Annotated in this window: 17 protein-coding genes; 7 read left to right on the top strand and 10 right to left on the bottom strand. The window is 39.6% G+C overall.

The annotated features are described in order from the left end of the window. The first annotated feature begins 131 nt into the window (after positions 1-131). Both B3P16_RS13395 and B3P16_RS13400 read left to right on the top strand, forming a co-directional pair. Complete coding sequence (locus tag B3P16_RS13395) at positions 132-3482, top strand: UvrD-helicase domain-containing protein (protein ID WP_286843262.1); 3351 nt, start codon at positions 132-134, stop codon at positions 3480-3482. A gap of 7 nt (positions 3483-3489) precedes the next feature. After that, entirely contained in the window at positions 3490-6369 is a 2880-nt protein-coding gene (locus tag B3P16_RS13400; protein WP_286843263.1) for a PD-(D/E)XK nuclease family protein, read from the top strand. A gap of 107 nt (positions 6370-6476) precedes the next feature. Here the strand turns inward: B3P16_RS13400 and B3P16_RS13405 are convergent, their stop codons facing one another. From B3P16_RS13405 to B3P16_RS13415, 3 genes are all read right to left on the bottom strand, one after another. Further along, positions 6477-7346 carry a cupin-like domain-containing protein gene (locus tag B3P16_RS13405; protein WP_046673643.1) on the bottom strand — a complete coding sequence of 290 codons (870 nt, stop codon included), beginning with the start codon at positions 7344-7346 and terminating at the stop codon, positions 6477-6479. Between the two features lie 422 nt (positions 7347-7768). Beyond that, positions 7769-8539: a uroporphyrinogen-III synthase gene (locus B3P16_RS13410; RefSeq protein ID WP_046673642.1), complete on the bottom strand. Its 771-nt coding sequence runs from the start codon at positions 8537-8539 to the stop codon at positions 7769-7771. Between the two features lie 11 nt (positions 8540-8550). Further along, a complete protein-coding gene (locus B3P16_RS13415) occupies positions 8551-9525 on the bottom strand; it encodes a DUF4271 domain-containing protein (RefSeq protein WP_286802859.1) in 975 nt (324 codons plus the stop codon). A 123-nt stretch (positions 9526-9648) separates the two neighbouring features. Between B3P16_RS13415 and B3P16_RS13420 the strand changes: the two genes are divergently transcribed. Beyond that, entirely contained in the window at positions 9649-10212 is a 564-nt protein-coding gene (locus B3P16_RS13420) for a DNA-3-methyladenine glycosylase I (RefSeq protein WP_046673739.1), read from the top strand. 104 nt (positions 10213-10316) lie between these two features. Beyond that, a complete protein-coding gene (locus B3P16_RS13425) occupies positions 10317-10862 on the top strand; it encodes a hypothetical protein (RefSeq protein ID WP_286843265.1) in 546 nt (181 codons plus the stop codon). On the opposite strand, the gene hpt is transcribed toward B3P16_RS13425, so the two are convergent. Together hpt and B3P16_RS13435 are read right to left on the bottom strand one after the other, a co-directional pair. Continuing rightward, entirely contained in the window at positions 10859-11398 is a 540-nt protein-coding gene (gene hpt, locus B3P16_RS13430) for a hypoxanthine phosphoribosyltransferase (RefSeq protein WP_046673639.1), read from the bottom strand. The two genes, B3P16_RS13425 and hpt, sit on opposite strands and share 4 nt — an antisense overlap. A gap of 27 nt (positions 11399-11425) precedes the next feature. Next, the gene (locus B3P16_RS13435; RefSeq protein WP_046673638.1) at positions 11426-13600 is read right to left on the bottom strand and encodes a transglycosylase domain-containing protein; all 2175 of its coding nucleotides are present in this window, start codon (positions 13598-13600) and stop codon (positions 11426-11428) included. A 524-nt stretch (positions 13601-14124) separates the two neighbouring features. Here B3P16_RS13435 and B3P16_RS13440 point away from each other — a divergent pair. Next, a complete protein-coding gene (locus tag B3P16_RS13440; protein ID WP_046673637.1) occupies positions 14125-15189 on the top strand; it encodes an Mrp/NBP35 family ATP-binding protein in 1065 nt (354 codons plus the stop codon). Positions 15190-15269: 80 nt separating this feature from the next. Here the strand turns inward: B3P16_RS13440 and B3P16_RS13445 are convergent, their stop codons facing one another. From B3P16_RS13445 to B3P16_RS13465, 5 genes are all read right to left on the bottom strand, one after another. Further along, the gene (locus B3P16_RS13445) at positions 15270-16037 is read right to left on the bottom strand and encodes an exodeoxyribonuclease III (protein ID WP_070561278.1); all 768 of its coding nucleotides are present in this window, start codon (positions 16035-16037) and stop codon (positions 15270-15272) included. A gap of 72 nt (positions 16038-16109) precedes the next feature. Continuing rightward, entirely contained in the window at positions 16110-16868 is a 759-nt protein-coding gene (locus B3P16_RS13450) for a peptidylprolyl isomerase (RefSeq protein WP_046673635.1), read from the bottom strand. A 58-nt stretch (positions 16869-16926) separates the two neighbouring features. Then, positions 16927-17274, bottom strand: a complete 348-nt coding sequence (locus B3P16_RS13455) for a hypothetical protein (RefSeq protein WP_046673634.1) — start codon at positions 17272-17274, stop codon at positions 16927-16929. Positions 17275-17311: 37 nt separating this feature from the next. Beyond that, complete coding sequence (locus B3P16_RS13460) at positions 17312-17758, bottom strand: low molecular weight protein-tyrosine-phosphatase (RefSeq protein ID WP_070561279.1); 447 nt, start codon at positions 17756-17758, stop codon at positions 17312-17314. A 595-nt stretch (positions 17759-18353) separates the two neighbouring features. Next, positions 18354-19907, bottom strand: a complete 1554-nt coding sequence (locus tag B3P16_RS13465; protein WP_046673632.1) for a Do family serine endopeptidase — start codon at positions 19905-19907, stop codon at positions 18354-18356. A gap of 230 nt (positions 19908-20137) precedes the next feature. On the opposite strand from B3P16_RS13465, the gene dapF reads away from it, so the two are divergent. Together dapF and B3P16_RS13475 are read left to right on the top strand one after the other, a co-directional pair. Then, entirely contained in the window at positions 20138-20917 is a 780-nt protein-coding gene (gene dapF, locus B3P16_RS13470) for a diaminopimelate epimerase (protein WP_286752738.1), read from the top strand. Between the two features lie 253 nt (positions 20918-21170). Beyond that, positions 21171-24056 (top strand): DEAD/DEAH box helicase, encoded by a 2886-nt coding sequence (locus B3P16_RS13475; protein WP_112375035.1) that lies wholly within the window; start codon positions 21171-21173, stop codon positions 24054-24056. Positions 24057-24061: the final 5 nt, after the last annotated feature.

Genomic DNA, 24061 nt, shown 5'->3' on the forward strand with positions numbered 1-24061 from the left:
AATAAAATAAGACACTTTCAAAAAAAAGCTATTTTACCAAATGTAAACAGGATGAACCGCTTGTGTACTTTCCCTTCGAAATAGTCACTGACATTTTTGCCAATTCACTTTTTACTTTCTACCTTCATTCTATGAAATCTGTTGCGCCATTAAAAATACTCAAAGCTTCGGCCGGTTCAGGAAAAACCTTTAGCTTAACTTTACACTATCTCACACTCCTACTATCCAACGAGAATAGCTATAAGGAGATTTTGGCGGTCACATTTACCAATAAGGCAACCGCTGAGATGAAGGAACGTATCCTTTCGGTACTCCATGGCTTGGCAACAGGCGATCGTAGCCCTAAAATTGAAGATTTCAGAAAGCTTCTTCTCGAGCAACAGCCAGATTGGAACCCGCATCTAATACAAGAGAAAGCTTACCGTGTCTACCGTCGTATCCTACATGACTATAGTCATTTTACCATAAGTACAATTGATGGTTTTTCCCAAAAAGTCATTCGTGCATTTACTTATGAACTCAATCTTGATGCAGCTTATAAGATTGAAATGAATGTCAATAAAGTGAAAAATGACTTAACAGTCATGCTTAATCAATTGCTGGATGAACGCCCCGACTTACTTGACTGGATTATAGCGTATGCGGAAAAGAAAATAGCAAAAAATGAAAATTGGAACTACCGCCAACAATTAATGAGTTTGGCAAGCCTTATTTTCTCTGAAAACTTCCAGGAATTTGACGGCTATATCAACTCTGCTAATCCCAAGGAGGTTTTTAATCTCCTGAATCAGGAGGTTGAACAGAAGATAAACTCCTTTACCGAAGCGCTCTCCATGACGATTGAAGCGTTTAGTGAAACGTTCAAAAATTTTAACATCTCCGAAAATGACCTGAAAGGCAAATCGCGCAACAAAATAATCTCCGCAAGCAAAACCAACAAAAAAACGGAAAAACTGAGCGCTTCTGAAATCGCCAAAGTATTGGAAAAATACCTCCAATTGATCGATAATGAGGATGCTTTTACAGATAGTGACAAAAATATACGTTATGATCTTATCGCCGCACTCAGCCCCATCCTGGCATCTTTCCAGAAGCTACATGATAATCTATCCGCTTACATTGCGTATCAAGCGGTACAAAATAATCTCTATTATCTACGCCTGCTCAAGGAAATGAGCGACTTACTGACGCAATGGCGACGGGACAATGGCGCTCAATTAATCTCTGACTCACAAATTCTATTAAACAAACTCGGATTGGATGAAAATAGCGATCCAACATTTATCTGGGAGAAGATTGGCAATCGTTTTAACTACTTTTTGTTTGACGAATTTCAGGACACTTCGCGTATTCAGTGGAAAAACTATAGTCCGCTTTTGATTAATGCATTGGCCGATGCCAAGGGCACAGTGAGCGAACACCTGATCGTTGGTGATGTCAAACAAAGTATCTATCGCTGGCGAAATGGTGATTGGCGAATTTTACTCCAACAGGTAGAACAACAGATTGGTCATACCTTTCACCTGGACGAGGATAGCAAAACAACCTTTATCGAAAACGGGAGCCTCGAAACCAACTTTAGAAGTCTTCCAAATATCATTCATTTAAACAACTACCTCTTTAGTAGTATTCCCCAACATCTACAGCAGGTACTGAATGAAAAAGTATCCGAAAACCTCGATGAAGAAGGTAAACAGTGGTGGATTTCTGCCGGCAATGACAACATGTTGGTCAAAGCTTATGAAAACAGTCAACAAGAGGTCCCTGAGCATAAAAAAGGAAAACTTGACCAGTTAGGATCTATTGAAATCTCCTACATTCCTGTCACTGATGGACGCTATCGAAGAAATCAGGTTGTTGAAGAATCGCTCCTGCAGCTATGTCAAAAAATAGGCGACTGGATCGGCAGCGGTCGTTATCAGGCTCAACAGATCGGTATCCTGGTACGGAGTAATGCGCAGGCTAAATTGGTGATCCAAAAGCTCATGGATTTCAAAAAAGAGCAACAGCTTACATTTGAAGTGATATCAGGCGATGCATTATCCCTAGCGAGCAATGATGCTGTAGGATTATTGATCGAAACGTTGAAGGCTTTAGTCTATAATTCGGACAAACATACCATCCATAAAGCAAAGATGGTCTATCTCTACCAGCATATTCAAAATAAGACAATCGATCAGAATGCATGGTTAAAATTTGCTAGCAATGACATCCGTACCCTGAAAGATTATCTCCCTGAGGCGCTGATTGACTCCTGGGAAATGGCACAGAAGCAGCCTTTAGTCCATTTAATTGAGAAACTTATTGAAATCTACGGTTTTACAACCAAAGACAATATCCACCTCCCCTACCTCCTAGCTTTCAAGGATATGATCTCAGCTTTCTCCACCAATGGCGAACGTGGCATTATACAGTTCCTGGAATTTTGGGAAGAGGATGGCAATCGGGCTGTGCTCCCTTCCAACGGAGAAATTGATGCGATCGAGGTAACGACAATCCACAAATCAAAGGGCCTGGCTTATGATGTTGTGATGATTCCATTCTGTTCGTGGGATCTTGACGGCATGATTAATGGCGATTTTTGGATCGAGACATCAGATACCCCTTTTGCCCAATTGGGAAAAATTCCAATAAAATATACTTCCACGGTCGGCAAATCAGTATTTTTCAAGCAATATTTTGAAGAGATGCTGTTCAACTACATGGATGCCCTCAATACATTGTATGTAGCAACAACACGTGCTGTTGAACACCTCTATATTACGGCACCTTCCTTCAAAGAATCTGTTGACAAGAAGACGGGCGAAATTACTGGTTATGATATCAAAGATGAATATATCAGCGATGTACTCTATCAGGTCTTAGAGACTTCAACATCCCCGTTTACACTGGAAGAAAGAGGCATATATATCGATCAGATAATCGAACGAAAAAAAAGTCAGGCTCAAAAAAACAATATTATTTCCCTTCGCCATTATCCCATTTCCAAAGAATTGGAAATGGCCTTAGAAAAATCCAGTACGCGCAACATCAACGATATTATGATGCTGGAGAAAGCCGCGCAGTACGGCATATTGGCCCACGATATTATGGCCCAAATTTCAAAGGAAGAAGATATCCACAAACTGGTACGCCAGCTGATTCAGGAAGGCATCCTCCCCAAGGAAGAAGAGCCTTTTCTCATGCAGGAAATCAATCAGATCTGGCAGCACCCCATGATCAATAAATGGCTCACAGGAAACTATAAAATCTGGAACGAAGCGAGCATCATTACCGCCAAAGGAGAGACCATTCGTCCTGATAAAGTCTTCACTTCCAAAGAGGAAACAATTGTACTGGATTTTAAATTCACACAGACAGATTATATCGGACACAAATATCAAGTCGACAATTATAAAAAGAATTTGGAGAACCTGGGCTACAGCAACGTTAAAGCCTATCTCTACTATGCGAAATCAAATCAATTAACTGAAGTAAAATAACAGCACGATGCAAACAGCCTTTCTAAAATTAGTAGCAGCAGACATTCAAAAGCGTTTTGGAAACGACCTGAGTGAAATAGCCATCGTGTTTAATAATAAACGGCCAATTACCTATCTCAAAAAACATCTTTCTGAAGTGTACGGACAGGCCATTTGGTCGCCACAGTTCTTTACGATCCAAGAGTTTCTTAGGCTTTCGACCGATGATACCGAAGCCAGTCCTTTAACCCAATTTTTCCACCTGTTTAATATTCATAATGAGTTATTGGTTGCTGAAGGCAAACTGCCAGAAACGTTGGAAGAATTTTATCCGATTGCCGAAATTATATTGAGCGACTTCGGCCAACTGGATTACGACCTCGTCCCCATCGAGCAGATTTATTTAGAACTTTATGACAATACCAAAATCGACATCGCTTTCCAACATCTCACACAAGAGCAGCAAGGATTTATCCGTCAATTTTGGCAGTCTTTTTCTATTGCGGGGCATAGTGGAGTACAAGAGCGTTTTCTTCAACTTTGGAAAAGACTGCCCGTATTATATGATCGATTCAAAGAAAAGCTTAAAACAGAGGGCCAAACAAACTATCCGACAGTCTACCGTGATCTGGTTGAAGGTAAGGCTACGCATCAGCAGTTTGCATCTTCCTTCCAGCACATCCTTTTTGTCGGTTTCAATGCACTGAACAAGGCCGAAACAAAATTATTTAAACAATGGCAGGATGAAGGCCGTGCATTATTCTACTTTGATGCCGATGCCTATTACCTCGAAGACACGATGCAAGAGGCCGGCCTTTTTATTCGACTTAATATTTTTCAAACAGGTTTGGTCAACGCTTTAGGCGATAGCCCGAATATTATTGGCAATAGAACCTCAACCGTAAATCTATATGCCAGCACCGGAAAGATCAGCCAAACAAAATTGCTGTATGACATTCTCGAACGCAATAATAAAATGGAACAAACATCCGCCATTCTCCTAGCGGATGAAAACCTACTTGTCCCTTTGCTGCAAAGTCTACCCGAGGTCAAACCCAATATCACAACAGGATATCCCTTGACACAGTCTCCTATTTACGGAATACTGGACCTATGGCTGGAAGTCCATTTGGAGATATCCCAGTTCAAGAAACGGAAGGTTCCTTATCAGATAATAGAAACCTTCATCAACCATCCGCTCAGTATGGTTTCTTTAGCCGACAAACTTCAGATTCAGAAGGAGATTGCCGATAAACAGCTCTTTGAGATTGCATTGGAGGAACTTCATATCAAAAGCTCTTTGCCTCAATTTTTTGTACCGATTGACAATTCAGCCTATTTGATACCCTCGCTCATCCTGCTCGTTGATGATCTGTTGCACAGTATTTCTTCTCAGGAGCGTATCCGCCAAATTGACAACAACCTCCTGATTGAAACAAAGAAAACATTGAATCAGCTGCTATTGGGCTTTGAAACTGTTGCTCCATTAAGTATCAGCTTCCAAATCGGCTTGATTAAAAAAGCCATCGCCCCAATAAATTCGGCCATAGAAGGTGATCCCCTAGAAGGTATTCAGATAATGGGGCTCTTGGAAAGTCGTTGTTTAAATTTTGACAACGTCTATATTCTAGGAGCAAATGAAGGCATTCTACCCAAAACGTCAAATTCACCTACTTTTATTCCTAACAGCCTAAGAAGTGCTTATGGGCTTCCCATATTAGAAAATCAGGATGCCTTGTCGGCCTATTTATTTTATCGCCATTTTCAATACAGTGAAGGAATACATATTTTCTACAATGGCTTGGTTGACGAAAGCTCTACTGGCGAAGAAAGTCGCTTTATCAAACAGCTGGAGTTTGAAAGTAAATTTAGATTTGACCGAAAAATTCAGCAACAGACCATTCAATTTGCGGATAAAGCCCAAGAAATTGTTATTGAGAAGCGTGGCGAGGTTTGGGAAAAGATGTACCAGGACTTTATCGTCAACCAGAAACGGATATCTGCAACGGCACTGACGACTTATCTGCAGTCCCCGTTGCAATTTTTTCTAAAACATATTGCCGGCATTAAAGAGCCCCCTTCCATCTCTCAGGAATTTGAGATGAATAAACTGGGAACTGTCATCCACAATGTGATGGAGAAGATATTCCTACCGTTCAAAGGACAACAGGACTTTACGCCCACAAGTGTCTTGCAGAAGCAGTTCGACAAGGTAGAGGCACAGGTGATCCGTGAAATAGGCCTGCAATATCAGATCGAATTAAAGGCAACAAATGATTTAAACAGCTTGCAGCGGATCATGCTGAAAATTGCCTGCGAGTATGTCAAGATGTATCTCGAATATGACATCAACAACTACAAAGCATTTCGGATTATTGAACTCGAGAACGACAACGATTATGTACTGCCCTTTCCTATTCAGATCAATGGAGAAGAACAACAGGTCACACTTTACGGTATTATTGACCGGGTAGACGAGGTCGTAACACACGACGATCGTATTATCAGTAGAATTGTCGATTACAAAACAGGTGGTGATTCGATCATGTTTAAAGGAATTGATCAGGTATTTGCGCCAAACACCGAAAATAAGGCGATGGTCCAAACCCTATTTTATGCCTATGTATTCGAACAGAAGACAGGAAGAAAACAACTTGAACCCCATCTCTATGTTGCGCGTAAAATGCGGGAAGAGGGCACATTATTCAGTGGTAAAGAAGGGGTATTGACCGATGAATTCCTTGCTTTCCAGAAAGAGAATTTTGTCGAATTCTTGCGGGATACTCTTCAGGAAATCTTTAATCCGGCTATTCCATTTCGACATAATCCGGACACGGTAGTTTATCCAAGCGACCCTTATACACTATTCTACCGGGAAGCGAGTAAATGGGCTGATGCAGAAGAATAAAGTACAACAAAGGCTTTAATAGGGAGAGTTCAAACTAAATGCGGTACATCAGTGGTACATAAGTGTATTTAAAAACAAAGGGGGAATGTAAAATTCCCCTTTCTATATTAACGTTTGTTTCTTTTGATTGCATTATTGGCTCGGCGTTTCGCCGTTTTGATTTTGTAGTGGAACCAATGGTCTTTGAAGATCTTTCGCATGGTATTGTCAAAATGTCTCGTGATAAACAGATTACGCGCCCCCTTCAACTTTTCACTGATCGAATTTGCTAATGCCCTAACAGAAATCGAATAGCCCTCTGTCTCATATTGAATGTAATGCCACCAGCCTGCTGGCATATATAAGGTTTCGCCAGGATGAATGACTGCTTCATAACCTTCTAGGTACTTAATTCCGGGATATTCCTCTTCACTACTATATTTTGGGTTGGCAATACTATGAAAATTGTAGGGCAATTTGTACATCAAATCAGATTGATCATTCGGAAAAAGCCAAATACGTTTTAATCCTTGAAATTGAGAGATAAATACGTGTGACATATCGATATCGAAATGATTACGGGTACTTGACCCCTCTCCACCAAAGAACATAAATGGCAACCATTGCAAGACCTTACCTCCCGTGACATCATTATAAATAACATCGTTTTTCAGTTCAGGACGTATTTTGAGCAGATTGAACAAAAACAACCGTAACTCAGTAGGTTCTTTTGTGATCAGATCCAAATACTCTGCAAATGTCATATGGCCAACAGGAGCACTGGCAGCACGGTCCATTGATTCCTCCTCTTTTCCATAGACATCTATTTTTATATCTCCTGCGATTTCCTTAAAGTAATCATAACTCCATTTCTTCCATGCTGGACTTTCTGCACTGATAAAATCTGATATAATTACAGGAAAACCTGGTTTCAGATAATTCTTTAAGAAGTCCTCTGATTGAATGCCCGAAATTTTATCAACTTGCTTTAACTTCACGACTGACTAATTTTGCTTAATTACAAACATAAAAAAAATATTTCTATCAAATTTTAAAAATATTGCCTATGCTTTATTTTTAATTGGAACAAATTACTCCTAGCAATTTAATAGAAATATATTTAAAATCTCCATGACCTTCGTCACTTTTATTACATTTTAACATCATCGATTCGACTCGCAACCATTTCTACCCCCTTAAGATAAACATATTATTCATCTATCTTTTATAAGAGGAACATACCACAGCTATTGATCATCTGCCGATACGTAAAATTGTCGTCGTACCGACATCGATTCGGAATGATAAAACGCCCTTCCCCATAGAAGTCTTTAGCGATTTTGTGGTCCTTAAAATTGCATAAATAACAAAAAAAGGGTCTTAAGAACCCTTTTTTTGTTATTTACCTTATGTTAGGCTACTACTTATTTACCTTTTTGATATATTCTTCGACAGCCATCGTCATACTTGGCGCTTTTGGTGTTGGAGCAGGGATATCTAAAATTAATCCGTGATCTAAAAGAGCCTGTTGCGTAGAAGCGCCAAATGCTGCAATCCTTGTATTATTCTGCTTAAAATCAGGGAAGTTATCATATAAGGACTGTACACTTGAAGGACTAAAGAACACGATAACATCGTAGAAAACATCTTTCAAATCCGTCAAATCGCTTACCACAGTTCTAAAAAGCACAGCTGGTGTAAATTTATAGCCGTTTTGTAGTAACCAATTACTTGTTTCCTCATTAGCAACATCCGAACAAGGGAACAAAAAATTCTCCCCTTTGTGTTTTTTCAATACCTCTTCAAGGTCTTTCGCGGTCTGTTTACCAAAGAAAATCTTCCGTTTTCTATATTGAATATACTTCTGAAGATAAAGGGCAATCGTCTCTGAAATACAGAAATATTTCATTTCTGCAGACACTTCAAACCGCATCTCTTCGCAAATTCTAAAATAATGATCTACAGCATTTCTACTCGTAAATATTACGGCAGAATAATCTGCTAGATTAACCTTATCCCTACGCACATCTTTGGCAGGAACTCCTTCTACGTGTATAAAACCTCGAAAATCTAATTTTAACCCGTATTTCTTTGCTAAATCATAATAAGGGGACTTATCGTTTTCAGGTTTTGGTAAAGTCACCAGTACACTTTTTACCTTCTTTGCTCTTTCTACGTCTGAAGTTTGCATATTAACCAGTTTTAGCTCAATAATCTTAACAGTATTAATATTGGTGCTATTTCTAGGCAACAAAGGTACAAAATTAAATAGGAAATTGAAAATTTATACATGGACATAATATGAGTCGCTGTCTTAAGAAATCGATAGAAAAAGAGTAAGGCCGCTCCAACGATGGCCAAATGCAGCACCACACCCACCGATGTCAAAGGCACAAGACTCAAAATTAATAATACAGGAAGCATTAAAAAAAGTGTATTGAAATAAATCAGATACAGCACGGTCACATATTCTTTTACCAACTTTCTGATTTGAAACACAAAGGATAAGAACCGAATAAACCCGATTTTTAGTGCAAACAAAGCGCCAACCATTCCCACAGTCTTCATATAATTGGGAAAAGTAATAAAATCAAATCTATTTAATTCATACGCATAAAATAGACTTACAAATAAGCCCATTGCCCCAGAGAATAATATAAACAGAAAAATAAATGGCCAAGATGTCAGGATCGTATCCTCCTTACTTACTGATAGTAAGACCCGATCGTCCCAATAGCCCTGAAAAACCAATTTGATATCTGACGGGAAGAATACCCGAATCATCCCAACACCAAAAATTAATGCGAGAACTGTAAATAAAATCCAATTTTCACGATGAGCCTTGAGCGTGCCATATTGCCGATCCAAATTGCTATTTCTTAATTCACCCTGAAAATACTGCTGTACATCAAAATTATAAATGTTATGAACCTTCAGCCCTTCCCCGTTTACGGTTACGATCCGATATTGATTCTGTAACGCAGGGTTCAAAGATGCCAAGACTTTCTGGTTTGGCGATTCAACAGAATCTTTTACTACATTTAGACTATCAGCCTTAACTGTGCTGCTGTTTTGTACAACCGCCCGAAAAGTTCGCCGCTGCGCATTCAATCCCGTAAAGGAAAATAGCAGAAGCACTACAAATAGAAGATGATATTTGAAGATAGTTACGCTCATTAAAATGAATTGTCTCTTAACGGCAATGAAATACTCATGAACCGTCTCTATTCGAAACTCTTTAATTTTGGTCGTAAAGTTAGGATAAAAAGTTATATTGCATTCAAAAAATCTTCAGAGAACATGTACAAAGAAATCATACGTTGTCAATGGTGCGGTTCTGATCCGCAATATGTAGACTATCACGATAAAGAATGGGGGCGACAAGTCCGCGATGACAAAACTTTATTTGAATTTTTGATCCTGGAGTCTGCACAAGCTGGCTTAAGCTGGATCACAATTCTTCGTCGAAGAGCAGCATACCAAGAAGCTTTTGCCAACTTTGATGTTGATCAAGTCGCGGCCTATACCAATGAACATGTTGCGAGGCTTTTGAGCGATTCGGGAATCATCAAACACAGGAATAAAATTGAATCCACCATTACCAATGCGCAACATTTCAAGAAAATCCAAGCAGAATATGGTAGCTTCTATGACTACTTATACAGCTTTTTACCTGAAAAACAACCGATTGTAAACCACTGGAGCAGTTTGCAACAGGTACCTGCAACGACAGTTATTTCTGATAAGATAGCAAAAGATATGAAGAAAAGAGGGTTCAAATTTTTCGGCTCTACCATTTGTTATGCGTATATGCAGGCCGTTGGAATGGTGAACGACCATATCGAAACCTGTTCGTTTAAATAGGCTAGCCAGTAAAATGCGCATCGATTTCTCAAATCAATTTGAAAGAATCAAAACAAGTGCTCTACCCCATAAAAAACGAACCTTTAAGAACAGAAATGCCAGCTATGAATCAAATCGACCTAACACAAAACCAATTGGTATTAAAAGAAAAAAAGGGACCGCTAGTTGCCAGAATATTCATCTATTTACTGACCATAATGACGATAATTCTCCCATTAGGCGGCTTCATTGCCAATGTTCTCAATGACGGGGTAACACTTATGAGTGTTGTCTTCTATGGTATATTCGGATTAATAGCATGGTATATGATCCGGGTTTCACTATGGAATACCTATGGCACTGAAATTATTCATTTTCAAAAAAACAAATTTAATTACGCAGCTAACTACCAATGGTTTAAAGGAAGTCTAAAAGAATTTAATTTTGAAAAGATAGACTTTACAATACAAAAAGCGGGCTATGAAGAAGATCATAAAGGTGTCTTGGTCATTAAATTTGATGAAAAGGAAATGTTTGAAACTGTCTCTAAATTCCCCTTGTCTGATCTGGAAATTTTGCTCATCAATCTGAAAGCATTATACAGCGATCAAACGCTTGAAAAGAGCGAAATTCTACCATTAAAATCTAACGATCACTTGATAGCACATTAGATTGCTACGTTTTTATAAATATCGGGGAGATTCCGACAAAGACCATTAAAGTCCATACCATACCCAACTACAAATTCCTTACTTATTTCAAAGCCAACATAAGTTAATTCCTCAAAATGATACTGCAGTGCCTCAGGTTTAACCAAAAGTGCGCAAGCAATCACACTGGCTGGATTTAATTTTTTTACAGCATCCAAGGTGTATTTGAGTGAATGCCCGGAGTCGACAATATCTTCTACAATAATCACATCCCGGCCTTCAAGGTCGATACCAAGGCCTAAAAGCTCGTTTAATTCAGATTGTCCCGTTCCAATATAAGATGCCAACTTAATAAAGGACATCTCACAAGGAACATCAATTTGCTTAAGCAAATCTGCCATAAACATAAAACATCCATTCAAGACACCTATAAAAACAGGCAGTTTGTGTTCATAACGCCGGCTTATATCAATCCCCATTAGGCGCACTCGCTTCTGAATTTGTTCTTCTTCAAATAAAGGTTCGAAAAGCAATCCGTCAATTTCTATCTTTTTCATGTTAATGTCCTTCTTTCGCCACAAACACTATTTGTGTGCGTCGTTTTGTTTTTCTTCTTTTTTACGTCCCAATATCTTGTCAAATAGCGATCGTTTTGGTTTCTCTGGTTCAGTCGCCTCCTCATCTTTCTTTTCCGTTAGATCCATTTGTTTTAGCTTCTTTGGAACAGATACACTTTCAAGATTATCGGCAGGAGAGCTACTTTCGAGACGATCGAACAACAATGGATCATCTCCCATATCAAATACATCAACCGAATCTACCACAGCTGGTCGAGCTGCCCGCAGATGCGGTTGCAGAACAACTTCATAAAAACCATAATTTGAAGTTGTTGAATCCACACTAATCTGCCCTGTTTTGGTCATAATATGACCATAGGTATTAAAATAGCGCAACATATTCCCTTTCAGGTGCCCTGTCCAATCAAAAAAGTTGAGTCCTTTTTTAGGTCGTGGAACGATACTGGACAAAAATATACTCTCTCCAAGCCCCAACTGTGCCGGTGTTTTTCCAAAATAATAACGCGCAGCTTCGGTGATACCATATACATTATTCCCCCATTCGATGACATTCAGGTAAACCTCGTACATGCGTTGTTTGCTGACTTGCTGTGAACGCTCCATCAGCCATACCAGCAAAATTTCTTCCAGCTTCCGCACAACGGTCTTATTCCGATTTAGAAAAACATTTTTTACCAGTTGCATAGATATCGTACTCGCCCCGCGCTTAAACCCTTTTTCCTTGATATTTGTAGCAATGGAGAGCTTAAAAGCCTTCTCCTCAAAGCCCTTGTGTTTAAAGAAAAAGGGGTCTTCTGTATTGATCAAACTAATCTGCATATAACGGGATATTTGATCTAGCGGTGTAAAATTAGGGTTTTGAGGCCCCACCACAATCTCCCGCATCGGCTTACCATCTTCGTAAGCTGTATACGTGAAAGGCGTATTTAGCATCGCAATATCAGCCTCTCCCCATTTAACGACTTTTAAATCCCTATCATCCATTTTGGAAGAGAAAAGAAGCTTTTCGGGCTTTTTTATTTCGAGCGCAAAGTTTAGATCGTATTGAATATGCCCCTCCACCTGAATACCGTCTAAACCTGGAAATAATCCAACTGGCATGGCATCAAAAAAGTGCTGAGCCTCGATCTTATCTGTGTGAATAGCGAAGAAGAGCTCTTTCTCCGGCTTGTGCACATACTTGACATAAGGGGAAAACACAAAATCTTTGACCTGTACGGTACTTTCTTTACTCACTTCAATCGATGATGCTCCAATATTCAATGCCCCCTGCATGATGGCTTCAGGAAAGATGACATCTTTACTAGAAATACGCCAGTGATTTACTTTCAAATTTTTAAAGCCCCATTGCCCATGCAATTCCAGCAATTCCTTATTCCTCCTGTGCGCCTTGTCCAGTCGGAAGGATATTTCATCAAAACTTACTGCAAGACCAAATTTGCGTTGCAACAAGGGAAGATTGACCTCCTTTTTATCAGAAAAAAGGCGAAGGTCACATTCTTGATTATCCGAATCTATTGTTCCAGTCAGATTCCAGGCCGCTTCATGGTCGTTTAGCAGGAACTTCGTTTCCATATCTCCACCGTCGATCACCGCAGAGGGAATGACAATGCGCTGTGAAGTGCTGTCATCGCGATAGGAAAGCTCAAGATTCTTGAGATCAAGATCATTTGGAACCTTAAAAAACACATTTTTCAACAATCGATCTGCTAAAGCTGCCAGATTCTGTTTTGGATTATCATTTTCTACGGTATCTTTTTTCTGTTTCTTGAATAAGAAATCGTAGTTACTGACCGAGTCTTTTTTAACAAGAGAAACGGTCCCATTATCCAAAATAACCTGCCCCAATTTTACGTCTCCGAATAGCAAAGGCCACAATTTTACAGATACCGTAAGATCATTGATTTGTGCCAATTGATCGCGATGTCTGGGCAACAATTGTATATTCTTAAACTGTACTGCACTAATTCCCTGGAAGGCATAATATTGGATCTTCAATTCCATATCATACTTTTCAAGCAACTTTGCTTTCGCTTTGTTGATTGCTCCCATGAGCATGGCATCTCTTTTCTGATAAGCATAGGTACCAACTGCAATAGCCAAAACCAGCATAGCAGCTAGCGCAATATAAAGCCATCGCCACTTGCGGGACTTAAAAGATGTTATAAATCGATTGGACATAATTATTACTTAATGCAAATTCGTGCATATCAACAGTCAAACTTAGATAAATTAGCTTTTATATGCAATTTAATTGCGTGGCATATATACGTAATTTATCGATCTCTCCTCTGCCTATTGAGGAATTTATTTATTGAGGAAATATACATGAAGTTTTTCTAAGCACACATAGACGGATAAAAATGATAAAAGCCATTCCGACCAATGGCATGACAACTTTCCAATAAGCTTATTTTCTAGCAGGAATTTACAACTTATTTTATAGGGATTTAAAACGGGTTTTATAGGGGTTCATCCGAATGAAGTCCGAATGAGATCCCTATCAGGTCCCTATCAGGTCCCTATTAGGTCCGTTTAAAGAATAGGAATACTCACTTCATGTTTTGAACCTGAACTATGGAAGATTAATGTCCCATCCCTTTTAGTGTAATACAGCTTTCTAAATCCCATTAAAAACAAAGAAATGACATGAAATTGATCTGCAATGAGTAGTTTTGTAATCCGTGATTACAAATGAATAACAGATGGTTACCAAAGAACAAGTATTAAATGCATTATCCTATGTTGAAGAGCCTGATTTGAAAAAGGATCTTGTAACATTGAATATGATTCAAAATATCGAAATCGAAGGCCAAAAAATTTCTTTCGATGTCATTTTAACTACGCCAGCTTGCCCGCTTAAAGACCATATTGAGCATGCTTGTCGAAACGCTATAGCCCATTTCATCGACAAGAATCTCGAAGTTCAGATCAATATGACTTCCAATGTGATTGGGAAGCAAGGCGCACAAGTGTCGGGTATTAAAAATATCATTTTGGTATCTTCAGGCAAAGGTGGAGTTGGTAAATCTACGGTTGCCGCCAATCTAGCTCTTGCTCTCCATGCTAAAGGTGCTAAAACAGGACTTTTAGATGCCGATATCTATGGACCATCGCTTCCGATTATGTTTGGATTGGAAGGCGCTAAGCCAGGTTCGGTAGAAATGCCAGACGGACAGGTTAAAATTGAACCGCTTGAAAAATTTGGGCTGAAATTACTTTCAATAGGATTTTTCACCGATCCAAACCAGCCTATTCCATGGCGTGGTCCAATGACCACTTCAGCAATCAAGCAGCTTTTTAACGATGCGCATTGGGGCGAACTGGATTACTTGGTCGTTGATATGCCTCCAGGCACTGGTGACATCCATATCACCGTATCGCAGACATTCCCTATTGCCGGAGCTGTGATTGTCACTACGCCGCAGCACGTTGCCCTGGCCGACGCCGTCAAAGGAATTGGAATGTTCTTAATGGATAGCATCAATATTCCATTATTGGGCGTCGTAGAAAATATGGCCTATTTTACCCCGGCTGAGCTGCCAGAGAATAAATACTATATTTTTGGTAAAGACGGTGGAAAACGTTTAGCAGAAGAATATAAAGTTCCTTTCCTTGGTGAAATCCCTTTATTAAAAGGCATTTCTGATGCTGGAGATAATGGTTTCCCAGTTGCCATAGATACCGAAGATCCTGTAACGAAATCATTTTTAACGATTGCAGAGAAAGTTGCCCAGCAACTTTCCATTATCCATAGCCAGGGGAAATAATTAGTTAATAATGTCCCTCGTGCTTCACAAAAAAAGGCTTTCATGCATATGAAAGCCTTTTTTTGTGAGATGCCATCTAATTAGACGGCAAGCTCCAACAATACCGGGCAATGATCGGAATGGACAGCATCTGGCATTATGCTGGACGATTTGATTTTCTCTGCCAGAGGTTTTGAAACCATATTATAATCAATACGCCAACCTAGGTTTTTCGCACGTGCTCCAGCACGGTAACTCCACCAACTGTAATGGTGCGGATCCGGATTTAAATGGCGAAAAGAGTCGATATAGCCCGAATTAATAAAATTCTCCATCCATTCGCGCTCCTCTGGAAGAAATCCCGAAGAATTTGCATTTGATTTTGGATTGTGAATATCAATAGCACGGTGACAAATATTATAATCACCACAAACGACCAAATTCGGTTTTTCGACCAAAAGCTTATCGCTATATAACTGAAAATCCGCCAGAAAACGGTATTTAAAATCCTGTCGCACGTCTCCTGTCGTACCTGATGGAAAATAAGTACTCATCACGGAAACCTGATCAAAATCAGCACGGATAATACGTCCTTCAAAATCATAATCTTCATGGCCGCAACCATACTCAATATGCTTAGGTGTGATACGCGTAAACAAGGCGACTCCGCTATAGCCTTTTTTTTGAGCGGGATACCAGTAATGCTCATAGCCCATCTGTTCCAACAAAGCAATTTCAGGAATTTGATCCGGTGTAGCTTTAATCTCCTGAAGACAGATGACATCTGCATTTACAGTTTTCAACCAGCCTAACCAATCTTTCTTCAAGGCTGCACGTAAACCATTCACATTATAGGTTACTATTTTCATTTTTTGAATATTGAGATGCTAAATAATAAAGGAAAAAGCTCTTCAACCCCTGATTTGCGAATCATAACGACATTAATAATCCTTGGAAGAGAACAGATCACCAATTTTAGAAAAGATACCCGTCTGAGGTTTTAGACCTTTTAGTTCTCGCTCCAGGTTTAACGCTTCTCGTCTTGTGAGCACGTGCATGCTCATTTTCTGGTCGACTTCTGGCCTATCGTGCTTATCGGTTTTCACAGCTGCAATCTGATCGATGACATCCACGCCTTTGACCAGCTCACCAAATACGGTATAATTCCAATCCAAATGCGGAGCTCCACCAATAGTCGTATACGCCTGACGTTGCACTTCCGAAAATTTCTTACCATTCATTCGTGTTTGCTCCAAACGATCGAGGTCTTCAGGGGTGAATACCTTTCCCTGAACGAGATAAAATTGAGAACCTGAAGAAGCCTTTGCGGGATTATTATCTCGAGCCGCTCCGATAGTACCTTTTTTATGGAATAAACCATCCTGAATCTCTGCAGGAATTGTATACCCTGGTCCTCCATTACCCAATTGAGCGCCGCCAACGGCATTTCTTGAATCAGGATCACCACCCTGAATCATAAAATTCTGGATGACACGATGGAACAAAGTCCCGTCGTAATATTTACTTTTTGCCAATTTGACAAAGTTATCCCGATGTTTAGGTGTCTCATTATACAACCGCAGCACACAGGTCCCCTTGTCAGTAACGATCTGTACATATTTAAACTCGGGTTTAGCCGCAAATGCCAAAACCTGCAGAAAGCAGAATACTGCTATTAAACTAGCCTTTAAAAATTTCATCTGTTAATAATTATATGCTCCCAATTAGAACTTCCAATTTTTTCAATTGTGCTATCTTCTAGATAACGTTTAATTCCTCAAAATAATTTATGATCAAGGACTTCATAATCAGTTCTTGTTCCAAAAGCGTATAGTTAGGAATAGGTTTTACCAATTCCCAATGTGGCCACCCCTCTTCATCCAGACCTTTCAGATTATAAAATCCCATTGCACTGAAAAGACGACAGGTCGCAATGTGCATCAATTCTTCTTTTTCCCGTTTTGAGAACTTTTGAGCACCTTTACCCAATTCCTGAACACCAATGAGGAATAAACAGACTTTGATGTCCGGCTTTTCCATATCGAATAGTGAAGCAATTTCATCCTGTAGAATACTCCACTTCTTATTTACTTCTGCTGCCTTCATTTTTTTGTTTTAAACAAACTAAGATAAATAAATACACTTATGCCGTTAGATTCCCTCCTTTTGCAATAACCTCTGCACAGCGCTGATCAATCATCTGAAAAACTGGATCGAACAAATTATCGTCAAAATACGGATCGGGAACAACATCATCTCCTAAAAACAATTTCACTTTGTTCAGGTCTTCCTTATCAATCACCTGAGCGCATACATCTTCATAATTTTGTCTATCCATCACAAATATAAGATCATATTCGGCAAAAAAATGCGGCTTGAAATGTCGGGCCCGCTGACCGGAAATATCGACACCATACTTCTTTGCAATGGCTATCGCCCTACGGTCGGGTGCTTCACCAATGTGCCAGTCACCTGTACCCGCCGATTCAACGACCCAATTTAATTGATTATCCGCAACTTTTTGTTTTAATATACCATGTGCAAGGGGCGAACGACAGATATTGCCCAAACAAACCATTAAAATCTTCATCTCTATAATTTTAAAAAACTATCAAGCAATCGCGATACCGTTGACTGATCCAACTAAAGGACGCAAAGAACGCCTTTAGCCCATATAATCAGGCTCTCATTCTTGTCGATAGCAAAATATATAATAAATCATCAGGCCAGAAAGACGCAGCTTAACAAGTACTGGCGCTGTTCGGCACTTCATTCCGCAAAATAGCTAAACTAAAATTATTAAGGAAACAACCAGCTTAAAATTGACCTACATGTTACCAAGTGACATAGCATTTCCACCAAATTTTCCTGATTTCGCATACAAAAACAGCGGAAAAACCCGCCTAAAAATCATTCTGACCAATAACTGAGTTCATTAAAGCCAATGAAATTAAACAATGCTTAGTAAACCAAGCATAGCGAGTTCATTACTCCCTTAATGAAAAAACGTGATCATAATACAAAGGATAAAACCTTCATGACTTCGCAGCCACCAATAGCAATGAAAGCAAACTGAAGGTTTTTTCTGGCCAATAAGATCAGACACTTTCAGAAAAAAAAGGTGGCCTAACCTTACGGCTAGAACCACCTAAACTATATTAATCAACCAATTCTTAATTCAACGCTTAATATTCTACTGGGAAGCTCAATTGAACAGCACCACCTTGAGGAGATACCCCTTTCAATCGCACAATATTACGTTGTGTTGCGCCAAGCGCAGTTTCAACATCGTCTACTGTATTTACAGCTTTTCCATTAACCTCAGTAATGACCAATCCACGCTCTACACCGAAGTAATCAAAGATGCCACCACGATTCACTTGGGTCACAACAACTCCAGAGTTGACACCCAGCTCTTTTTTCTTCTGAGCTGAAGCAGGAATAAAGCTTGCACCCAATTTATTGTAAATCTCCGTTGCACTTTTAGAAGCTTTACCGCCGGTATTTGCGGTCTTCAAGGATTCTTCCCCTTTCAATGTCATGGTTACTTGTTTTTCCTTACCATCACGTTTGTAGGTGACATTGACCTTATCTCCAGGACGCGCACGACCTATAGTTTCACTTAAGACAGGTGAACCTGTGATCACTTTTCCATTAATCTTGGTCAGGATATCTCCTTTTTTAACACCTGCAGCCTCTGCGGCACCACCAGCTACAACGTCTTGAACATACAAGCCATCAACATCTGTGAAACCTTTCTCTTTAGCAAGTTCAGGTGTTATTTCGGTATAGGTAACACCGATATAACCGCGTTTTACATTACCGTATTCGACAAAGTCATCGACAATCTTTTTCACCAAATTGACCGGAATCGCAAAACCATAACCCGCATATGTTCCTGTCGGAGAAGCGATAGCAGAGTTAATACCAATCAATTCTCCCGAAGCATTCGTCAACGCACCACCACTATTTCCTTTATTGATAACAGCATCTGTTTGAATAAAGGATTCTATCGCTGAACTCACCGGGATTTGATCCTGTCCACCACCAAATGGATTACCACGTTGTTGCTGACCTTCACTCAGAATACCGATCTGACGACCCTTTGCACTAATGATACCTGCGGTAACTGTAGATTGAAGCCCTAGCGGGTATCCAAAAGCCAATACCCATTCACCGACATTGACATTATCTGAGTTACCTAACTTGACCACAGGAAGCCCCTTGCCTGACACTTTCAACAAGGCTAAATCTGTATTCGGATCACGTCCGATCAATTTGGCTTCAAACGTACGTTTGTCTGTTAATACGACTTCAATTTTATCTGCATCTTCTACGACGTGGTTATTCGTTACAATATAACCATCATCCGAGATAATTACACCTGATCCGGATGCCTGCACAGGTTGCGCCTGCATTTGACGACGTCCACCACCTTGTGGCATGCCAAAAAACTCTTCAAACATATCGAACGGAGAACCTTGCGATTGCTGTGATCCTTTACGGCTATAGGTTGTCTTAATATGCACTACACCTGGCGACACTATTGCGGCAGCCTGGGTGAAATCAGGATTGCCTGTTGAAGACATAACTCCTGTAGGATTGTTTGCAAAATAAACTTTTTGTTTGTCTTCGAAAGACATACCATCCAACTTCTTATTCTCAATAAGCTTGTAACCACCTAATGCTACCGCTCCACCGAAAACAGCCGTTAATAGCGTTAAACCGACCTTATTCATAAACTTATTTCTATTTTAAAATGTCCTAATATATGCTGATAACTTTTGCTCCTAAAATTACCGATTTTATTCGGATATGTTCAAATGTAATACCATTTCAAGGCCTTCGGAAAATCCGACACGTTAAAAAATGTTAATTGCTAGACAAATGCAATCATTTTAACAAATCTTAACTTTTACCCGGTTTTTTGTAACAAAAAAACGTATTTTTGTTACTACAAATCAACGTAATGGCATCAAAAGTAAGATTTTCAAAATATCAGGGCGCAGGAAATGACTTCATTTTAGTAGACAACCGCGACAGTGCATTTGACCGCGCAGATGAAGCATTGGTGGAAAAACTCTGTAACCGTCGGTTTGGCATTGGTGCCGATGGCTTAATGCTGCTTCAAAACAAGGAAAATTACGATTTTGAGATGATTTATTATAATGCCGACGGCAGAGAAGGCAGCATGTGTGGTAACGGAGGCCGTTGTATCGTCGCTTTTGCACGCGACTTAGGCATCATTACTGACAAAACTGTCTTTTTGGCAGTAGACGGCATACACCATGCCTCGCTAGCAGCAGACCTTGTCAACCTGCAAATGATCGATGTACAAGATTATACACGTGATGGTGAAGCTTATGTATTACAAACGGGGTCTCCACATTATGTTGAGTTTGTAAAAAATCTGCAGGATAAAAATGTCTTCCAAGATGGCTACGCAATTCGCAACAATGCTACTTATGAAAAAGAAGGCATCAATGTAAATTTCATTGAAGCGGAAGGAGATGGTTATTTCCTCCGTACTTTTGAGCGCGGTGTTGAAGATGAAACCTATGCCTGCGGCACTGGAGCAACTGCAGCAGCGATGGCTGTTGCCCTGCAGCAAAATTTAGAAGGTGATATCACTATTCCTATTCGCGTATTAGGAGGGCAGCTTTATATTTCATTCCATAAGAAGGGCTCCCATTTCTCAGAGGTATTCTTAAAAGGTCCAGCACAATTTGTCTTTGAAGGAAACTATTAGATTTTTACTCCTATAGCGAGTCAAGCTAATTACAACTCAAATTTTCAACTCAGGTAAATCAAGCCGTGAAGGACGACCTGTTATCTTTGGCATTTAACGATACCTGTGAACAACTTCATAATGAAGGTTAGTACAGGATCTTAACGAGGCTATCCCTTGGAATCGATTTTTAAAATTTCAACGTGCAAATTGCAATTAATGGTATATTTTATTGTATATTAGAAACCTTTATTTATAAGGTCCGCTATTTTTAATGCAACAGTCAAAGTCATTTCCAGTATATAAAATCGTTTATTCTATATGTGAGCATCCCTATCTTGGCTATCTTATTGAGCCACACATGGTCAAACTCAATCCCAACGGGACTTACTCACTACGTTATCAGCGTATATTTAGCAATACTGTCGATGCTTACGCCGCGGAATTGGATGAAGTAGATTACAAACTGATTCGATTGCTCGATGAAATCGAACAAACGCATCTCATCAAAAAATACTATAAAAAAGCAATTAGACCTGTCGATTTCTTTTCCAAAGTTTTCGATAAAAAGTTGTATGAACTTCTTCGGCCTAAAATAGATGAAAAAATGATCCAATTTTTTGAAGCTATTGGAGACAAACCACTTTTCATGATGAGCAAAGATGGTTATCCAGCAGATCAAGAAATTAAATTGGCAACCTCTGCGGCATCGATTCTATTTCATTTTCGACGAAACGAAGAAGAAACACGTTATTTCCCGACAATCAAATACGAAAATCAGCGTCTGGAGTTTATGTTCAAAAATGCCATTGTCTTGACCAATGTACAAGCATGGTTACTTTTAAACAATACCCTATATTATTTCGATCAGGCCCTTGAGGGCAAGAAGCTCAGCCCTTTCCTGAATAAACGTTACATTTCTGTCGGTAGAAGCACTGAAAAAAAATATTTCGAAACCTTTGTATGTGGACTGATTGAACGTTATCATGTCTATGCCGAAGGATTTGAAATTCAGACCCACCAGCACCAAGCAATTCCACTCCTCCATTTGATTTATGTCGAGGATGGAGCCTCGCAATTACAACTGCAATTCAAGTACGGACCGCATACCTTTACCGCGGGAGCCGAGAATAAGGTTACTGTTCGCATGGAATATAATGCGCAAGATGATCAATATATATTCCACCGTGTCAAACGATCGTTGCAATGGGAAGAACAACAACATGAAAGCTTAAAAAAATTGGGACTACAGGATGTTGATCTCCAACTCGGCTTATTAACGCCAGCAAACCAAACTGGAAAACGGCTTTCAGTATTTGACTGGATGAACAACCATCAAGAACAACTGGAGGCTCTTGGATTCCACATTATACAAAATAGTGAAGAAAAACGCTTCTTCATAGGGCACACCTCCTTAGATATCTCCATTGATGAAGACAATGATTGGTTTGATATAAGTGCTATCGCAAAATTTGGGCCCTATGAGATTCCATTTATTCAGCTGCGCAACCATATCCTTAATAATATTAAGGAATTCACCTTACCAAATGGAGAAATTGCCATGATTCCGGAAGAATGGTTTGCAAAATACAACCATCTCTTCCAATTTTCTGCAGACCGACATGAGCTCAAACTAAATAAGGTACATATTGGTCTACTCTTTGAAATTAGTGAGCATACAAAACTGGTATTTACACGAAAACTACAGAATCTAGCCAACTTTGAAGAGATTGCTGATATTCCCGAACCAAAACATTTCAAGGGAAATCTTCGCCCATACCAAAAAGCAGGATACAATTGGTTTAATTTTTTGAAGCAGTATAAATTTGGCGGCTGTCTTGCAGATGATATGGGTTTAGGTAAAACCATACAGACTTTAGCGTTATTGCAACAGCAAAAAGAACAACTCCAAGACGAACAGGATGTCCGTACCTCACTTTTGGTCTTGCCAACATCATTGGTATACAACTGGCAAAAAGAAGCACAGCAATTTGCGCCACAGCTTAATATTCACCTTCATACCGGAAACAACCGCATTAAAGATGCCTCGCTTTTCGCTAAATATGATTTGGTCATTACTACCTACGGGATTGCCCGCATTGATGAAGAAACCTTGAGTGGCTTTTATTTTAATTACATTATCCTCGATGAGAGCCAGAATATCAAAAACCCAACTTCCAAATCGTTTAAAGCCATCAAAAGCCTAAAAAGCAAAAACAAATTGGCCTTGAGTGGAACTCCTGTAGAAAATTCCGTTTCGGATCTTTGGGCACAGATGCACTTCACCAATCCAGGATTACTAGGAAGCTATACCTATTTTCAGAAGGAATTTGTACAGCCCATAGAAAAGAAAAAAGATGAAGAAAAGGCGCAGCGTCTTCAAGCGATTGTCAAACCTTTTATATTAAGACGTACAAAAGATCAGGTGGCAACAGAATTACCGCCAAAAACTGAACAGGTACTTTATTGTGAAATGACTGAAAAACAATCCGAGTTGTACGAAAAAGTCAAATCTGAATATCGCAATGCCATTCTTGACGGACAATTGGACAGCAAGCCAAAATCTACCCAAATTGCGCTGTTGCAGGGCTTGACAAAGCTCCGACAATTAGCCAATCATCCCCGAATGGTGGATGAGAAGTTCTCGGGTGCTTCCGGCAAGTTCGACGCTGTCATTGAAACGCTTGAGATGGTCATGCAAAGGGGCAACAAAGTACTGATTTTCTCCCAGTTCGTAAAACAGCTCAATATCTTCCGTCAGTATTTCGATAATAAAGGAATAAATTATGCCTACCTAGATGGCGGCACAAAGAACCGGGATGAAGCCGTTAGCCAATTTCGTAAAAACAACGATACTAAGTTATTTCTTATATCGATAAAAGCAGGTGGGGTGGGACTCAATCTGATTGAAGCGGACTATGTTTTTATTCTGGATCCGTGGTGGAATCCAGCTGTGGAACAACAGGCCGTAGACCGTTCACACCGCATCGGTCAAACGCGCAATGTATTTATCTATAAATTTATCAGTAAAGATACCGTCGAAGAAAAGATACTGGCTTTACAGAATAAAAAGAAATCGATTGCACAAAGCCTGATCACGACAGAAGAAAGCTTTATCAAGTCACTATCTCAGGAAGATCTGCAGGAACTTTTAGCCTAAATAAA

Origin of the sequence: Sphingobacterium sp. UBA7631, from assembly GCF_002483935.1 — a bacterium.
GTDB classification, from domain to species: Bacteria; Bacteroidota; Bacteroidia; order Sphingobacteriales; family Sphingobacteriaceae; genus Sphingobacterium; species Sphingobacterium multivorum.

What these genes read in the sequence shown, in the direction of transcription:
- B3P16_RS13445 (WP_070561278.1), bottom strand. Translation starts at nt 16,037, where the DNA reads ATGAAAATAGTAACCTATAATGTGAATGGTTTACGTGCAGCCTTGAAG.
- B3P16_RS13410 (WP_046673642.1), bottom strand. Translation starts at nt 8,539, where the DNA reads ATGCAAACTTCAGACGTAGAAAGAGCAAAGAAGGTAAAAAGTGTACTG.
- B3P16_RS13460 (WP_070561279.1), bottom strand. Translation starts at nt 17,758, where the DNA reads ATGAAGATTTTAATGGTTTGTTTGGGCAATATCTGTCGTTCGCCCCTT.
- B3P16_RS13435 (WP_046673638.1), bottom strand. Translation starts at nt 13,600, where the DNA reads ATGTCCAATCGATTTATAACATCTTTTAAGTCCCGCAAGTGGCGATGG.
- B3P16_RS13455 (WP_046673634.1), bottom strand. Translation starts at nt 17,274, where the DNA reads ATGAAGGCAGCAGAAGTAAATAAGAAGTGGAGTATTCTACAGGATGAA.
- B3P16_RS13440 (WP_046673637.1), top strand. Translation starts at nt 14,125, where the DNA reads ATGGTTACCAAAGAACAAGTATTAAATGCATTATCCTATGTTGAAGAG.
- dapF (WP_286752738.1), top strand. Translation starts at nt 20,138, where the DNA reads ATGGCATCAAAAGTAAGATTTTCAAAATATCAGGGCGCAGGAAATGAC.
- hpt (WP_046673639.1), bottom strand. Translation starts at nt 11,398, where the DNA reads ATGAAAAAGATAGAAATTGACGGATTGCTTTTCGAACCTTTATTTGAA.
- B3P16_RS13395 (WP_286843262.1), top strand. Translation starts at nt 132, where the DNA reads ATGAAATCTGTTGCGCCATTAAAAATACTCAAAGCTTCGGCCGGTTCA.
- B3P16_RS13425 (WP_286843265.1), top strand. Translation starts at nt 10,317, where the DNA reads ATGAATCAAATCGACCTAACACAAAACCAATTGGTATTAAAAGAAAAA.
- B3P16_RS13475 (WP_112375035.1), top strand. Translation starts at nt 21,171, where the DNA reads ATGCAACAGTCAAAGTCATTTCCAGTATATAAAATCGTTTATTCTATA.
- B3P16_RS13420 (WP_046673739.1), top strand. Translation starts at nt 9,649, where the DNA reads ATGTACAAAGAAATCATACGTTGTCAATGGTGCGGTTCTGATCCGCAA.
- B3P16_RS13465 (WP_046673632.1), bottom strand. Translation starts at nt 19,907, where the DNA reads ATGAATAAGGTCGGTTTAACGCTATTAACGGCTGTTTTCGGTGGAGCG.
- B3P16_RS13450 (WP_046673635.1), bottom strand. Translation starts at nt 16,868, where the DNA reads ATGAAATTTTTAAAGGCTAGTTTAATAGCAGTATTCTGCTTTCTGCAG.
- B3P16_RS13400 (WP_286843263.1), top strand. Translation starts at nt 3,490, where the DNA reads ATGCAAACAGCCTTTCTAAAATTAGTAGCAGCAGACATTCAAAAGCGT.
- B3P16_RS13415 (WP_286802859.1), bottom strand. Translation starts at nt 9,525, where the DNA reads ATGAGCGTAACTATCTTCAAATATCATCTTCTATTTGTAGTGCTTCTG.